This is a genomic window from Actinocrinis sp. (assembly GCF_035650855.1).
Classification (GTDB): Bacteria; Actinomycetota; Actinomycetes; order Streptomycetales; family Catenulisporaceae; genus Actinocrinis.
This window is the reverse complement of the sequence record NZ_DASRGV010000395.1, coordinates 1-14,814: the sequence shown is the minus strand read 5'-3', so window position 1 is coordinate 14,814 and position 14,814 is coordinate 1. Positions and strand designations below refer to the sequence as shown.

The window sequence follows — 14,814 nt, the reverse complement described above, 5'->3', positions numbered from 1 at the left end:
CGCACCGCACCCGGGAACTCGCCGGTCAGCATCCATACCGTGCCCAGGCCGCTCAGCGTGTTGGCCTGGCCGAGGAGATCGCCCAGTTCGCGGTAGACGCCGAGGGCTTGTTCGAGGTCTGCGGTCGCGCCGGAGAAATCGCCCGCCAGCCGGCGCACGTCGCCGAGGCTGGCCAGTGTGTTCGCCTCGGCCAGCCGATCGCCGAGCCGCCGGGCGGAGGTTAAGGCCGCCGTGTGCGCGGCGACGGCCTCGGGCCAGCGTCCGTCGACGCGTAGCAGGGTCGTGAGTCCGGTCACCAAGGACGTGACGAGGTCGTCGCGGTCGCGTGCGGTGGCGTGTCGGATGCAGGCCTCTACATTGGCACGCTCGGCGCGCAGCCAGGCCCAGGCCTGGTCGGTGTCGATCAACGGTGGCGCACACGCGGGGATCTGGCCCGAGTCTCCCGGGCGCCGGTGGCGCGCGATGCGTGCGTCCGCCCAGGCCGCGGTCCGCCCGTAGTAGATCGCGAGGCGTTCGATCGCGGCCGCGGTTTCGTCGGCCGGGTCGGCGTCCGCGAGTGCACGAGCGTAGAGCCGGATCAGATCGTGCAGCTGATAGCGGCCCTCGGCCGGCTCGCTCAGCAGATTGTGATCGACGAGCAGCTCGAGCCACCGCTCGGCGTCGGACTGCTCGGCGTCGAGGAGCGCCGCGCAGGAGTGCGCGTCGAAGTCCGGGCCGGGAACCGCGCCGAGCCGGCGGAACAGCAGCCGCAGGGGTTCGTCGAGCGCCTGGTAGGAGAGCTCGAACACGGTCGCGAGCGCGCGGTCGCCGTCGTCGAACCCGGTCAGTCCGGGGGCTCCCTCGCGCAGCTTCTCGGCCAGATGCGCGAGGCTCCACGCGGGCCGGTGGCGGATGAGCGCGGCGGCGATGCGCAGCGCCAGGGGAAGCCTCCCGCACAGCCGGACGATCTCTTCGAGGCGAGGGTCATTGGCCGCGGCGCCGTCCAGCCGGGCGACTTCCCGGAACAGGGTGACGGCGTCGGGCAGCGGCAGCACGTCCAGCGGGAACGAGTACGCGTCGTCGAGCCCTTTCAGGCGCCTGCGGCTGGTCACCAGCACCACGCATCCGGCCGAGCCGGGAAGCAGCGGCCGTACCTGCGCCTCACTCGCGGCGTTGTCGAGCAGGACGAGTGTCCGCGTGTCGGCGAGGCGCTCGCGGTAGAGGGCGGCGCGTTCCTCCGCGTTGTCAGGGACCTGTTTCGGTGGTACACCGAGCGCGCGCAGGAAGGTCTCCAGCACCTCGCCTGGGGCGCGCGGACGCAGGCCCTCGGTGTAGCCGTGCAGGTCGATGAAGAGCTGGCCGTCCGGGAAGCACTCGGCGGCCCGGTGTGCGACGTGCACGGCGAGCGCGGTCTTGCCGACGCCGGCCATACCGTCGATGGCGGAGATCACCACCGCCCCGCCCGCTTCCCCGCAGCCGCTCTCGCGGGCCAGGTCCGCCAGCCGATCGATCTCGCGGACCCGGCCGGTGAAATGGCGCACCGCGGCCGGCAACTGGCGCGGCACCGCGCGTGGATCCGGAGCCGGCGTCAGCTCGCCGGCGAGGACGCGCTCCTGCGCGCCGCGCAGCTCAGGTCCCGGTTCCAGGCCCAGCTCCTCGACCAGGACCCGGCGCGCGCCCTGGTAGACCGTCAGCGCCTCGGCCTGCCTGCCACAGTGGGCGAGGGCGAGCATGAGCTGAGCGTGGAAGCGTTCGCGCAGCGGGTGCTGCGCGGTCAGCAGGCGCAGCCGCTCGATGGCCTGGTCGTACCGCCCGAGCTGCAGTTCGGCGTCTACGAGCTCTTCCACCGCTTGGAGGCGCAGCTGGTCGAGCCTCGGCAGCCACTCGTCCCGCAGGAGCTGGCACGGCACGTCGGCGAGCGGCGCCCCCTGCCAAAGCGCCAGGGCCCGCTCGCAAGCCTCGGCGGCCACGGGCCAGTCCCCGGCGCGCGCCGCGGCCGAGGCCTCGCGGCACAAGGCTTCGAACCGAAGAGCATCGACCTCTGACTCACCGGCCTCGATCAGGTAGCCGGGATCGCGTGTCACGATCCTCACTCCGGCGGGTCCGAGACTCAGGCGCAGACGCCTTACATACGTGCGCAGCGTGGTGGCGGCCCCGGCAGGCGGTGCGCCGTCCCACACGAGCTCAGCCAGCCGGCCCGCCGAGATCGGCCGGTTCGGGCAGGTCAGCAGGGCGCTCAAGACGATTCGCTGCCTGATTCCCGGCACCGGCAGCTCGACTCCCCCGTCGATCACGCGCAAGGAGCCGAGCATCTCGAACCACATCCACGACCCCCTGACGGCGCGCAGCGCAACCGTCGAGCCCGACGACGGCACGAAGGCACCTACCGAGTGCTGAAGGCAGCATAGACACTTGAGCGCCGATTGGGAGGGTGCTGAGTCGGGTTCGGGCCGATCGGGTGGTGCTCTTCAGCGGGACAGCGACGGCCCTGTCGTCGGGTGCCTGGCGGGCATAGTGTTCTTGCCATGGGATTGCTCGACTCTTGGACTTCCGGCAGCCACACGGCCGACGGCATCACGCATCCGACGTACCGCAAGGGCAGCGGACCGGGCGTGATCGTGATCCACGAGCTGCCCGGGATCACGCCCGAGGTCATCGCGTTCGCCGAGGAGGTGGTGGCGCGGGGGTTCACGGTCGTGCTGCCGTCGCTCTTCGGTCGCGACGCGGCCGCGGTGAGCGGCCGCGAGATGCTGCGCAGCGTCGCCCAGGTCTGCATCAGCAGGGAGTTCAGCCTGTTCGCGCTCGGGCGCACCGTCCCGGTGGCGACGTGGCTCAGGTCCCTGGCCCGTGAGCTGCACGCCGAGCTGGGCGGACCCGGCGTCGGCGCCGTCGGCATGTGCGCGACAGGTGGGTACGCGCTCGCGATGCTCGCCGACGCGCCCGTAGCCGCGCCCGTGGTCGCTCAGCCGGCCTCGCCCGCGCCGATCGGCAAGGCGCGCAAGGCCGACCTCGGGCTCAGCCCGGTCGACTGGGAATCGGTCAAGACCAAGGTCGCGGCCGGATGCCAGGTGCTCGGCCTGCGCTACGAGGACGACCCCGCGGTCGGCAACCGTTTTGAAACCCTGCGCCGCGAACTCGGTGACAACTTCCTTGCGGTGGAGTTCCCCGGCCGCAAGCACTCCACGCTGACGGAGCACCGCCAGCAGGAGGGCGTCGAGCGGGTGCTGGCTTTCCTCGAGGACAAGCTCAAGGCGTAGCGGTCGGCTCAGGGCCGGTGACCGTCTCGGGCCCCAGCCCGGCCTGCGCCCCCTGCCACGGCCCCGGTTCCGGATAAGTCGGGGACGGGGCCGGCGCCGTGTCCGCCGCCCCAGCCATCGCAGCACGCGAGGTGTACTCGTCGCGCACCAGTCGTCGCAGTACCTTGCCGATGATGTTGTGCGGCAGCTGGGTGCGGAACTCGACGAGCTTCGGGACCTTGTACGCCGCCAGGTGCTCCTGGCAGTGCTCGATGATCTCCTGCTCGGTGATCTGCGCGCCCTCCTTGAGTACGACGCAGGCCAGTACCGTCTCGCCGCGGTACGAGTCGGGCACGCCGACCACCGCGGCCTCCTTGACCGCCGGCAGCTCCATGAGCACGTCCTCGATCTCGGACGGGAACACCGAGAAGCCGCTGGCGATGATCACGTCCCGCTTGCGATCGATGATGGTGAGGAAGCCGTCCGGGCTCATCACCGCGATGTCGCCGGTGTGCAGCCAGCCGTCGTGCAGCATGTTGTCGGTGTCGTCGGGCTCGTGCCAGTAGCCGGCGAAGACCTGCGGGCCGCGCACCGCCAGCTCGCCGGCCTCGCCGGGGCTCACCTCGCGGATGCCCTCGTGCTCGTCGACGATCATGACGTCGGTGTTGGGCAGCGGGATGCCGACGGTGCCCGGGCGGGCGTTGACCCCGATCGGGTTGCAGCTGACCACCGGTGAGGCCTCGGTCAGGCCGTAGCCCTCGACCAGCTGGCAGCCGGTGGCGTCCTTGAACGCGTCGATGGTCTCGGCCGGCAGCCGCATCGCCCCGGAGATGCACGATCTCAGCGCCTTGAACGGCCGCAGCGCCCTGCGGTCGGCGGCGAGCATCTGCGAGTAGATCGGCGGAACGCCGGGGAAGATGGTCGGGCGCAGCTTCCTGGTCGCCTTGAACAGCAGTTCGAGGTCGAAGGTCGGCAGCTGCACCGTGGTCGCGCCGATGAGCACCGCGGTGAGCGCGAACACCAGGCCGTAGGCGTGGAAGCCGGGCAGTACGCTGATCGCCACGTCCCTGCCGGGGGCCAGGTGCGGGTCCCACGCGGCCACCTGGTGCGCGTTGGCGACCAGGTTGCGGTGGGTGAGCATGGCGCCCTTGGGCCGGCCGGTGGTGCCGCCGGTGTACAGCAGCGCGGCGTTGGCCCGCTCCGGGTCGACCTTGGTCTGCGGTCGTGGGCCGATGGCCTGGTCGAACACGTCGTTCCAGCTCAGCACCGGGGCGTCCGGCGGCACCTCCGCGGTCAGCCGCTCCTTGGCCTCGCGGGCGCGGCGCAGCGGCAGCCGCAGCGCGAGGCGCAGCTTGCGCGGCAGGTACTCGGTCAGCGAGGTGAGCACGACGTGCCGCAGGTTCGTCTCCGCCCGGACCCGCTCGATGCGGTCGTACGACTGGTCGAACGCGATCGCGACGGTGGCGCCGCTGTTGTGCAGCTGGTGGCGCATCTCGTCGGCGGTGTAGAGCGGGTTGAACGGGACGGCGACCGCGCCGATGCGCAGGACCGCGAACCAGGCGATGGTGAACTGCGGGCAGTTGGGCAGGATCAGCGCGACCCGGTCGCCGCGCCGCACGCCGAGCCCGGCGAGGCCGTCGGCGAAGAGGTCGACGAGCTTGAGCAGCCGGGCGTAGGTGATCTCCCGGCCGAAGTAGACCAGCGCGGTACGGCGTCCGTACTGCTCCGCCGCGTCGTCAAGCAGCCGGGTGACGGGCACGTCGGGTATGTCGATGGTGTGCGGCACTCCGCGTGCGTAGAAATGATGCCAGGAACGCGCGAAAGCAACTTCCGACACTGAAACCATCCGTGACCTGACTGCGACTGTGGGGATACGGTCATGTTGCGGCTGAGCCGCGCTATAGCCTCGCCCTGGTGGGCCGCTATGTCCAGCCGATGTCGGCCCGATTTCGTTCAAGAGCCGGGAAAAAGAATCCGCAGCTCGCGGCCTACGCGCGGGCCGGCTTTCGCAATACACATACTCAACCGTATGGAACATGTGAACGAAATTCCGGGACACGGGCGGAAACCGGCTCGCCCGGCGTCGGGGCATAACGCCGCATCACCGGGCCGCGGTCGCGATTATCCGGGCACGGCGATTCCCGCGCCTGCCGCGATCGCATTCCCCCGATCCGGTGAACGCCGGCGGGACGTGGCAGGCTGAAGGCGTGACCGATGCCCCGCTCGGCGGCGACCAGGACCTCGCGCGGCTCAAGCTGCTGCGCCGCGCGAAAGATGCAATGGACCGCGACTGGGCGCAGCGCCTCGACTTGAACGCCGTCGCCGCGATCGCGGGCTACTCGCCCTACCACTTCATCCGGCTGTTCAAGCAGGCCTACGGCGAGAGCCCGGGGCGCTACCTGTCCAGGCGCCGGGTCGAGCGGGCCCAGGACCTGCTGCACAGCGCGAACCTCACGGTGAGCGAGGTGTGCACGGCGGTCGGGTTCGAGAGCCTGGGCAGCTTCTGCACGCGTTTCAAGCAGTTCACGGGGCGGACGCCGACCGAGTTCCGGAACGCCGCGCTGCGTGGCGGGCCGGCTGCCGTGCCCGGCTGCTTCGTCCTGCTGTGGGCGGGCGGCTTCGACGACGGCGACGCAAATCTCGAGAAGCCGGCTGCGCCCGCGCGCTCTTAGGCTGGCCGGGAGGCAGTAGACATGCAGGCAAACGGGCGGCGGGAGCGAGCCGCCCCAGCCCCGAGCGAGGAGCGGAATCATGATCACCGGGCTGACGATCTCGACGGTGTGGGTGCTCGACCAGGACTCCGCGCTGGAGTTCTACACCCGGAAGCTCGGCTTCGAGCTGCGGTTCGACGTGGAGATGGGGCCGGGCGCCCGGTGGGTGACGGTCGGCGCGAAGGGCCAGCCGGACCACTCGCTCACCCTCATGCTGCCGGGGCCGCCCGCGGTCGACCCCGAGTCCGCCCGGCAGCTGCGCGAGCTGGTCGCGAAGGGCGTGCTCGGCGCGGGGGTGATGAGCACGGACGACTGCCAGAAGACCTACGAGGAGCTGTCCGCGCGCGGCGTGGAGTTCGTCCAGGAGCCCAAGCGGCGGCCGTACGGCGTGGAGGCGCTCTTCCGCGACGACTCAGGCAACTGGTTCAGCCTGACCCAGCGCGCCGAGCAGTTCGACGAGAACGCTCCCTGGAGCGGCTGAGCCGAGCGGACACCGGGCAGACACCGACCGGCCTCAGGGCATTGCGTTGCTCTTGCGGCTGGCGGCGAGCGCCGGAGGTTCGCCTTCCCCGGACGTCGTCGGCACGCTGCCGGAGACCTTCGTGCCCGCGCCCGGCTCGGACTCGATCTTCAGGACGCCGCCGGCCGCGCCGATGCGGTCGGCCATGTTCTGGATCCCGTTGCCGGTAGAGCCGGCGGCGTCGAATCCGGGCCCGTCGTCGGCGATTTCGAAGAGCAGCCGGGAGCGTTCGCCCTCCCATCGCAGCGTGGCCGCGACTGCCGCACCGGCGCAGTGCTTGACAGCGTTCTGAATCGCCTCGGCGCAGCAGAAGTACACGGCCGCCTCGGTTTGCGGTCCGAATCGGGCCTGGCGGGTCTCCTCGTCGACGCGGAAATCCACGTCCGCGCCAAGGGACTGCGCGAGCTCTGCCAAGGCCCTGATGATCCCGTGCTCGCCAAGCGCGGTGGGCGCGAGGCCGCGCAGCGTCTGGCGCAGGCTCAACGTGGCGTCGTCGATCTGCGTGCGCAAGCGCAGCAGCGCCTCGCTCGCGGCGTCGCTCCCCGACGCGACGAGGTGCGACACCAGGCCGAGCGAGAGCCGCACCGCGGTCAGGCCGGGTTGCGCGCCGTCGTGCAGGTCACGTTCCAGCTCGCGGCGCTCGCTGTCCTGGGCCGCGACGATCCGCCAGCGTGAGGCTCGTATCTCGGCGGCGCGCGCCTCGATGACGCGCAGCCGGTGTTCGAGGTCGATGGTCAGCCGCGCGTTGTGCATGACGACGCCTGCCGCGCGCGCGAGGTGATCGAGCAGCGTGCGCCGCTCGTTCGCCGGTGTGCGGCCTGCTTGGACCGGGATGAGGACCCTTCCAACCGGCGATCCGCGGTACTCGACGGCGACGGTTCGTTCCGCGTCTTCGATGCGGACAGCTTCGGAAGGCCACTGATACCGAGCCTCGGTGCCGTCCTCGAGGTCGAGGCATGCGACCGCGTAGCGGGTGCGCAGACCTAGCGCGACGATGCGTGCCAGGTCGGTGAGTGCCGCCTCGCCCGGTCCGCCGCTGCCGCTGTCGGAGAGGGCTGATATCTGCGCGAGCACGTCGTAGGGGGCGATGCGCCGGCCGTACAACAGCCGGTCGGCGAGGCGTTCGAGCCGGACGCGCACCGGATGGAACGCGAGCGCGACCAGACCCGCCGCGGCGACCTGCGGCGGGGCGAGCCAGTCCGAATCGAGGCCGAACCAGGCGTCCACACGGACGACCCCGAACACGTACACGGCGCCGATCACCGCCGCCAGCAGGCCGTAGATCAGGGCTCGATTGAACAGCAGCTCGAAGGTCCACAGCCGCAGTCGCAGCAGTCCGGCCAGGACGGCGCAGGGAACTGCGATGGAGAGGACGCGGAAGATCCAGAAGACGACGGTCTGGGAGCCGATCCCCTCTGGTCCCGGCAGATGCCCGGTCATGCCCGGCATCCCCGCGCTGATCCCGGGCACTTCCTTGGGCAGGCCGGGAGTGTCCGCCAACGCCTGCGTACCCAGCGCGATTCCGACGAGCAGCGCCGCTGCGGCGAGGGTTCCGCCCAAGGCCCACAACAGGATCCTCGACTGCTGCCGGGCTTCTGCCGTCGCGGGCCGAATCAGACGGCTGCGCTGCACGACCCCGCCGCAGAGCGGCGCGATCAGCCCGAAGAAGATCAGGAAGCTGAGCGTGTGGGGATACGCGGTGCTGGACGCCCCGAGAGCGAGCGCCAAGATCCCCGCGAGCAGGGTGATCGGCGTACGCACGGCGTGATTGCGTACGTTGATCCACTCACGCTTCCCGGTCGGGAAGACGACCAGAGCCGCGAGGTAGGCCGCGACGCCGACGCCGTGAAACAGCGTCGTGTGCAGCCAATCGAGCAAGCCGCTGGACCAGCCCGTCGTCGCAGCCATGGCGTCGATGGCGGTGTGAGCCTGGAGGTTGAACGCCGCCGCCGTCCCCATCAGACCGATCACGAGGAACCGCGAGGTCCGGTCGCGGCCGGCCAACCGCGCGGCTGCCACGGCAACAAGCAGAAGCGCTGCGCTGTAAACGTAGTCGAGCACGACACCGGTGACCGGATAGCTGTGCGCAGCACCGGCGACCAGGCCCCGGCCGAGCGGGGTCCACGCTGAGCCGTGCTTGCCGTCGGCCGCGGCCTGCGCCCACGTGTGCAGGGCAGAGGTGTGCGCTGCTACCGCGACGACGAGCCCGATCAGAAGCCAGATACCGGCGAGAGCGGCGTACAGCGCGGCCGCGATGTGCCACGAACCGGCACGGAGCCGGGCCGCGGTCTTTCCCGCTGCGGGCTGCTCAGCCGCCGGGAGAACCGTGTCAGGAGTCGAAGTTGTCATACGGAGACCGCCCCGTCTTTCGTCCCCGCGCCTTCCTCGCTCGCCGTCAACGGCACCGTGAGCTCGTAGCGCGACCATTCCCGGCCGCTGGTGGCGTGCAAGGTCCCCTCCAGCGCCTCGACGCGGTCGGAGAGCACGTCCGGCAGCCCCAGTGCCGCTGGCTGCGCCGATTCGCCGTCACCGGAAGGCTCGTCTCCGTCGAGGATCACCACCGTCAGCGACGCGTCATCGACATCGATGTTCACGCGCAGAGATCGTTCCGTCCCGGCCGACAGCGCGCCGACCATCGCCGTGACGCAGAAGTACACACCGGACTCCACTCGCGCCGCGAGCCTCGGCAGGCCCGGCGCGTTTAGCACGGCGCGCCGAGGCAGGTCGTTGAGAAGGTTCTCCAACGCCGGCGCCAGTCCGTGATCGGTGAGCACCGCCGGGTAGACGCCGTGCACGATCCGGCGGAAGTCGCCGATCGCGGAATCGATCAGCCTCGCCATGTCCGCCAGCTCGTCGCCCCAGCGGGACGCGCGGCCGGCCTCGTCGTCGAGCATCGCGGACACCGTGGCAGAACACTGCAGCAGCGGATCGCCGACGTTGGCGCCGATCTCGCGGCCGAGCTGCTCCCGGGCGGCGTCGCGGGCCGCAAGCACCCGCCTGCGCGAACTGTCGAGCTCGGCGGCCTGCTCGGTCTGCCTGCGCACCTGCTCGGCCAGCCGGGCGGCCAGTTCGGCGTTGCGCAGCAACGGCCCGGCTGCGTTCGCCATGTCCGCCGCCAGCCGCTCGTCGCGGGGAGTCAGGCCGCGCGTGGGTGCGACGGTCAAGGCCAGCGCGCCGAGCGACTCCCCCGCGTCGAGCACTGAGACGAGGTGATCGACGCCCGGCGACGCCGCGAGTTCGGCGAGGCCTGCGACGCTTTCGCCGCCGCCCTCCGGCAAGCCGTCCTCCGACGCGCCGTCTTCGGGCCACCGCGCGGCACGGCGCAGCGTCCCGTCGGCCTGCCGGCACCAGACCGCGGCGGCCTTAGCCCCGGTCCCCGCCATCGCGAGCTGCGCCAGACGCCGCAACGCGGGCTGGTCCCGATCCGCAGCCTGGCCCCGGTCCGCGTCGCGGTCTTGGACACGGTCTTGATCCCGGTCTTGGTCCGCTGCGGACGCCGCGGCGACGAAGGAGGCGAGCGCGGCGTACGGCTCCCCCGCCGGCGGCCACAGCCGCCGCAGCAGCAGGCGCGCGAGCGAGCGGACCGGCTTCAAGCCGATCCCGCAGATCACGGCGGCCACGATCCACATTTGCAGGATCCAGTCGTCGGTCGCGTTCGACCACAGCGCGATGCCGCCGGCGACGACGAGTTCGTACACCGCGACCACGTACGCCGCGGCGAAGACCGTCTCGACCAGACCGCTCACGACCGCGCGAGCGCCGCCACTCTCAAAGCCCTGCATCGACTGCACCTCCCGGCCGACACGCCGACGACCGCGGGATCCGCGCCGCGCCGTCGCGGCTTAGCCGGCGGCGCTCTGAGAAACTTGTCGCGATTGACCGTGCAGCGCATCTGCGATCTGATGCGCTTTGGATACCAGACATCGCCGGGCGACGGGAGGGGCAGTGTCGATCCGCGTGGTCCTCGCCGAGGACAACTACCTGCTGCGGGCCGGCACCGCGGCGCTGCTCCAAGCGCTCGACGACGTCGAACTGCTCGCGGCGGTGGCGGACGGCGAAGCGCTGCTCGCGGCCGTCGAGGAGCACCGCCCCGACGTGGTGATCACCGACATCCGGATGCCGCCGGGCCACTCGACCGAGGGCCTGGCCGCCGCCGCGGCGATCCGCGAGCGCTACCCCGGCACCGGGGTGATCCTGCTGACCCAATTCGCCGACCCCCAATACGCCTACGAGTTCCTGCGCGCCGGCGCCTCCGGGGCCGGCTACCTGCTCAAGGAGCGCATCGGCGACATCGCCGAACTGCAGCGCTCGCTGCACCAGGTGGCCGCCGGCGGGTCCGCCCTCGATCCGCAGCTGGTCGAGGCACTCGTCACACGGCGCGAGCGGGCCGAGGGTTCACCGCTGGCCACCCTCACCCGCCGCGAGCGCGAGGTCCTCGAGCAGATGGCCCAGGGCAAGAACAACGCCACGATCGCGAAGAGCCTGTTCCTGACCGAGCGCGCCGTGCAGAAGCACATCAACACCCTGTTCGCTAAGCTCGGACTCGGCGACAGCGTCGACATGGACCGCCGCGTCGCCGCGGTGCTCACCCTGCTCGACTCCAAATCTCAGCACCAGTGACCGAACCCTGACCAGGGCGCGCACGCCCCTGTCCGCGGGCCGCCCGCGAACCCGGCCGGGGTGCACGCACACCCCCGCGTTCGGCATGCCTGCATGATCCTCTTTCCCGCCCCCGCCAGGCAGCATCGGTAGTGCGATCAGGCACCGTACGGCCGGCAGGCAGAAGCGCAGGGAACCAGGCGACCAGGCAGCGGCCGGCCCGGAATTCGGCAGTCAGGGGTAGGGATCAGCATGAAGAAGGCACTCGCGTGCATCATGGCGACCGCGGTCGTCGGCGCCGCAGCGGCTTGCACGCCCAAGTCAGCGGGTTTGGGGACGATCGGTTCCGCGGCCAATGGGAAGACACAGACCGGCACGGCTGCCGCGGGCCAGTCCGGCGCGATGGACCAGCGCGGCGCGATGAACGGCAGCACGACCACGCAGGGCGACGGCACGTCATCCTCGGCTGACTCCGCTTCGTTCGTCCAGCCGGTCTCGTACGCGTTCCGCACCGTGAACGACGGCGCGGACCCGACGTTCAACCAGCTGCTCGGCATCAACAACTCCGGGATCATCGCCGGGTACTTCGGCTCCGGCGCGCAGGGCCACCCGAACAAGGGCTACCGGGTGGGCAACAGCGGGGGCTACTTCGTGAACGAGAACTTCCCCGGCTCGGCGCAGACCCAGGTGACCGCGATCAACGGCCACGACGTGACGGTCGGCTTCTGGTCCGCCATGAACAACGCCAACCAGATGAACGACAACACCGGCTTCTACTACCGCGACGGCGCCTTCCACCGCGTCGCCTTCCCGACCGGCAACAACGCCAACCCGCCGGTGAACCAGCTGCTCGGCGTCAACGACTACGACAACGCGGTCGGGTTCTACACCGACGCGGCCGGCAACAACCACGGGTACGAATACAACATCGACCGCCACACCTTCCGCACGATCACCGTCTCGCAAGCGACGAGCACCACCGCCACCGCGATCAACGACAACGGTGACATCGCAGGCTTCTTCGCCGGCTCGGGCGGCGCGACCGAGGGCTTCCTGCTCACCGCGCACGGCACGCTGACCACCCTCGCCTACCCGGGCGCCGCGATGACGCAGGCGCTCGGCGTCAACGACCATCGCGAGGTCGTCGGCTTCTACCAGGTGGGCTCGGGCGACGCCGCGCAGACGCACGGCTTCACCTGGACGGCGACCGGCGGCTTCAAGCAGGTGGACGACCCGGCAGGGGTCGGCACCACCACGGTCAACGGCGTGAACGACGCCGGCACCCTCGTCGGCTTCTACGTCGACGGCGCGGGCAACACGGACGGCATGCTGGCCACGCCGAGCCGTCCCGCGGTCCGCCGCCTGTCGCTCGCGCCGATGCCGACCGGCAGCGTGACGCTGCACCGCGACGGGGACGGCAACGTCACGGCGAACGTGGCCGTCACCGGTCTGACGCCGGGCTCGTCGCACACGGTCGAGATCGACGCGCCCGGTTCCGACGGCGCGACCACCCCGATCGTGCGCTTCGCCAGCCCGCTGACCGCCGACGCCACCGGCGCGGCCAACGCGACCCTGCAGGCGGCCGGTTCCGTCAGGACCCTGCCTTACAGCAGCCGGTTCATCATCCGGCTCGGCACGATCGGCAGCGACGCCGCCAACTCCGGCAGCAACGGCAGCAACGCAAACACCTCGCTCGCCGCGGAGCCGATCGCACGCAGCGGACAGCTCTCCTACAGCCCGTGGGGTAAGCGGTCGAGCCTGACCGGCATCGACGTGAACACCAACGGCGTCAACGTGGGCCCCTTGACCGGCCGGGCCACGATCGCCTACGACGCGGCTGCGCACACGCTCACCGTCACGCTCAACGCGAGCGGCCTGACGCCGGGCGCCCACGCGGCGCACATCCACAGCGGCAGCTGCCAGAGCCAGGGCGCGGTGCTCTACATGCTGATGGACTTCCAGGCGGACGCCCGCGGCAACGTGGTCGACCAGACCCGGACCGTCACCGGGGTCAACTCGATGCCGGCCAACGGCACCTGGTACCTCAACCTGCACCAGGGCGACAGCAACACGATCGTCGCGAACGGCGCCCCCGCGCTGCCCTTCCGGCCGCTGCTCTGCGCCAACGGGTGACATCAGAACGCTGACCACCAAGCACTGTGCGGAGCCCTCGCAGCAGAGGACTCCGCACAGTGCTGTCTGCGCGCAGCGTCGTCTGCTGGCTGCGTCGAATCCCGAAGGCCGCGTCAACTAGTCGTAACCTCAGCGTTGCATTTGTCACCTGGCCGAAACATCTCGCGCTGCGCGCGGTAACGCTGCGCCGCGATCGTGTCGGAGCACCGCATCGCCCTGCTGACCTTGGCGAGAGCCGCGCCGACCGAAGGAACCGTTAACCGTGCCAACAGTGGACACCGGCAACACAGCGTGGGTGCTCGTGAGTTCCGCGCTCGTCCTGCTCATGACCCCCGGCCTGGCCTTCTTCTACGGCGGCATGATCCGCGCGAAGAACGTACTCAATATGCTGATGATGAATTTCAGCTGTATCGCCGTGGTCACCGTCGCGTGGGTGCTCTACGGCTGGTCGGTGGCGTTCGGTAACGCGAACGAAGCAAAGGGGAACGGTTTCTGGGGCACGCTCGCGCAGTGGGGGATGCACGGCGTAGCCACCGGCGCCGGCTCCGGCCACCCGAGCCTCTACGGCTCGAGCGGGGTGCCGATCTTCGCGGTGGCCTGCTTCCAGCTGATGTTCGCGATCATCACCCCGGCCCTGATCTCCGGCGCGATCGCCGACCGCACCAAGTTCGTCGGGTGGACGGTCTACGTGCTCGGCTGGGTCACGCTGATCTACTTCCCGGTCGCGCACTGGGTGTTCTCCCCCAACGGCTTCATCAACGCCAAGCTGCACGTGATGGACTTCGCCGGCGGTACCGCGGTGGAGATCAACTCCGGTGCCGGGGCACTGGCCTGCGCCCTGGTCGTGGGCAAGCGCATCGGCTTCAGGAAGGACCCGATGCGGCCGCACAACGTGCCGCTCGTCATGCTCGGCGCCGCGCTGCTGTGGTTCGGCTGGTTCGGCTTCAACGCCGGCTCCACCTTCACCGCGGGCGGCCAGGCCTCGCTGGTGTTCCTGAACACGCAGATCGCCGCGTGCACGGCGGTGTTCGGCTGGCTGGCCGCGGAGAAGATCCAGCACGGCACCTTCACCACCATCGGCGCCGCCTCAGGAGCCGTAGCAGGAATGGTCGCGATCACCCCGTCCTGCGCCTCGGTCTCCCCGATCGGCGCCATCTTCATCGGCCTGGCCGCCGGCTCAGTGTGCTGCTACGCCGTGAACCTCAAGTACCGGTTCGACTTCGACGACTCGCTCGACGTGGTCGGCGTGCACCTGGTCGGGGGCATCGTGGGCACGCTGCTGATCGGCCTGTTCGCCGCGCCGGAAGAGGTCTCGGGCTTCGCCAACGGCGCGCGGGCCGGGCTGTTCTACGGCGGCGGCCTCGACCAGCTGTGGGCGCAGGCCGAGGGCGCGGCGATCGTGTTCGCCTACACCTTCACGGTCTCCTACCTGCTGGCCAAGCTGGTGCACGCGACCATCGGCCTGCGGGTCAGCGCGGAGGCCGAGGTGACCGGGGTGGACCTGACCGAGCACGCCGAGACCGCCTACGACTGGGGCGGGCTGACCGGCACCCTGCACCGCGCGGCGGCCAGTGTGGCCGCGGCGACAGCACCCGCCCGCGCGTCCGTGACCACCGGGGCGTGGGATGCCACAGCG

General features: G+C 70.7%; 10 protein-coding genes. 6 read left to right on the top strand and 4 right to left on the bottom strand.

The features are described from left to right. Positions 1-2,303, bottom strand: a 2,303-nt coding sequence (locus VFB40_RS28020; RefSeq protein WP_324855987.1) for an AfsR/SARP family transcriptional regulator, incomplete at its 3' end; no start/stop codon positions are given. Positions 2,304-2,504: 201 nt separating this feature from the next. Here VFB40_RS28020 and VFB40_RS28015 point away from each other — a divergent pair. Further along, positions 2,505-3,236, top strand: coding sequence for a dienelactone hydrolase family protein (locus VFB40_RS28015; protein WP_324855985.1), 732 nt, complete (start codon positions 2,505-2,507; stop codon positions 3,234-3,236). Here VFB40_RS28015 and VFB40_RS28010 read toward each other — a convergent pair. Next, positions 3,226-5,001, bottom strand: a complete 1,776-nt coding sequence (locus VFB40_RS28010) for a long-chain-fatty-acid--CoA ligase (RefSeq protein WP_324855983.1) — start codon at positions 4,999-5,001, stop codon at positions 3,226-3,228. The genes VFB40_RS28015 and VFB40_RS28010 overlap by 11 nt on opposite strands. 493 nt (positions 5,002-5,494) lie before the next feature. Here VFB40_RS28010 and VFB40_RS28005 point away from each other — a divergent pair, with 493 nt between their 5' ends. After that, a complete protein-coding gene (locus VFB40_RS28005; RefSeq protein WP_349261656.1) occupies positions 5,495-5,887 on the top strand; it encodes a helix-turn-helix domain-containing protein in 393 nt (130 codons plus the stop codon). A gap of 79 nt (positions 5,888-5,966) precedes the next feature. Then, positions 5,967-6,407: a VOC family protein gene (locus VFB40_RS28000; protein ID WP_324855979.1), complete on the top strand. Its 441-nt coding sequence runs from the start codon at positions 5,967-5,969 to the stop codon at positions 6,405-6,407. 33 nt (positions 6,408-6,440) lie between these two features. On the opposite strand, the gene VFB40_RS27995 is transcribed toward VFB40_RS28000, so the two are convergent. Both VFB40_RS27995 and VFB40_RS27990 read right to left on the bottom strand, forming a co-directional pair. Then, positions 6,441-8,795: a sensor histidine kinase gene (locus VFB40_RS27995; protein ID WP_324855977.1), complete on the bottom strand. Its 2,355-nt coding sequence runs from the start codon at positions 8,793-8,795 to the stop codon at positions 6,441-6,443. Further along, positions 8,792-10,228 (bottom strand): sensor histidine kinase, encoded by a 1,437-nt coding sequence (locus tag VFB40_RS27990; protein ID WP_324855975.1) that lies wholly within the window; start codon positions 10,226-10,228, stop codon positions 8,792-8,794. The genes VFB40_RS27995 and VFB40_RS27990 overlap by 4 nt, the downstream gene beginning before the upstream one ends. A 163-nt stretch (positions 10,229-10,391) precedes the next feature. Between VFB40_RS27990 and VFB40_RS27985 the strand changes: the two genes are divergently transcribed. The 3 genes from VFB40_RS27985 to VFB40_RS27975 form a co-directional block, all read left to right on the top strand. Next, positions 10,392-11,066, top strand: coding sequence for a response regulator transcription factor (locus tag VFB40_RS27985; protein ID WP_324855973.1), 675 nt, complete (start codon positions 10,392-10,394; stop codon positions 11,064-11,066). A 231-nt stretch (positions 11,067-11,297) separates the two neighbouring features. Then, positions 11,298-13,178 (top strand): CHRD domain-containing protein, encoded by a 1,881-nt coding sequence (locus VFB40_RS27980; RefSeq protein WP_324855971.1) that lies wholly within the window; start codon positions 11,298-11,300, stop codon positions 13,176-13,178. A 271-nt stretch (positions 13,179-13,449) separates the two neighbouring features. After that, on the top strand, positions 13,450-14,814 hold a 1,365-nt coding region (locus VFB40_RS27975; protein WP_349261655.1), incomplete at its 3' end, for an ammonium transporter.

Coding starts and splice junctions, on each gene's coding strand:
- VFB40_RS28005 (WP_349261656.1), top strand. CDS start 5,495: ATGGACCGCGACTGGGCGCAGCGCCTCGACTTGAACGCCGTCGCCGCG.
- VFB40_RS28015 (WP_324855985.1), top strand. CDS start 2,505: ATGGGATTGCTCGACTCTTGGACTTCCGGCAGCCACACGGCCGACGGC.
- VFB40_RS27980 (WP_324855971.1), top strand. CDS start 11,298: ATGAAGAAGGCACTCGCGTGCATCATGGCGACCGCGGTCGTCGGCGCC.
- VFB40_RS27990 (WP_324855975.1), bottom strand. CDS start 10,228: ATGCAGGGCTTTGAGAGTGGCGGCGCTCGCGCGGTCGTGAGCGGTCTG.
- VFB40_RS27995 (WP_324855977.1), bottom strand. CDS start 8,795: ATGACAACTTCGACTCCTGACACGGTTCTCCCGGCGGCTGAGCAGCCC.
- VFB40_RS28000 (WP_324855979.1), top strand. CDS start 5,967: ATGATCACCGGGCTGACGATCTCGACGGTGTGGGTGCTCGACCAGGAC.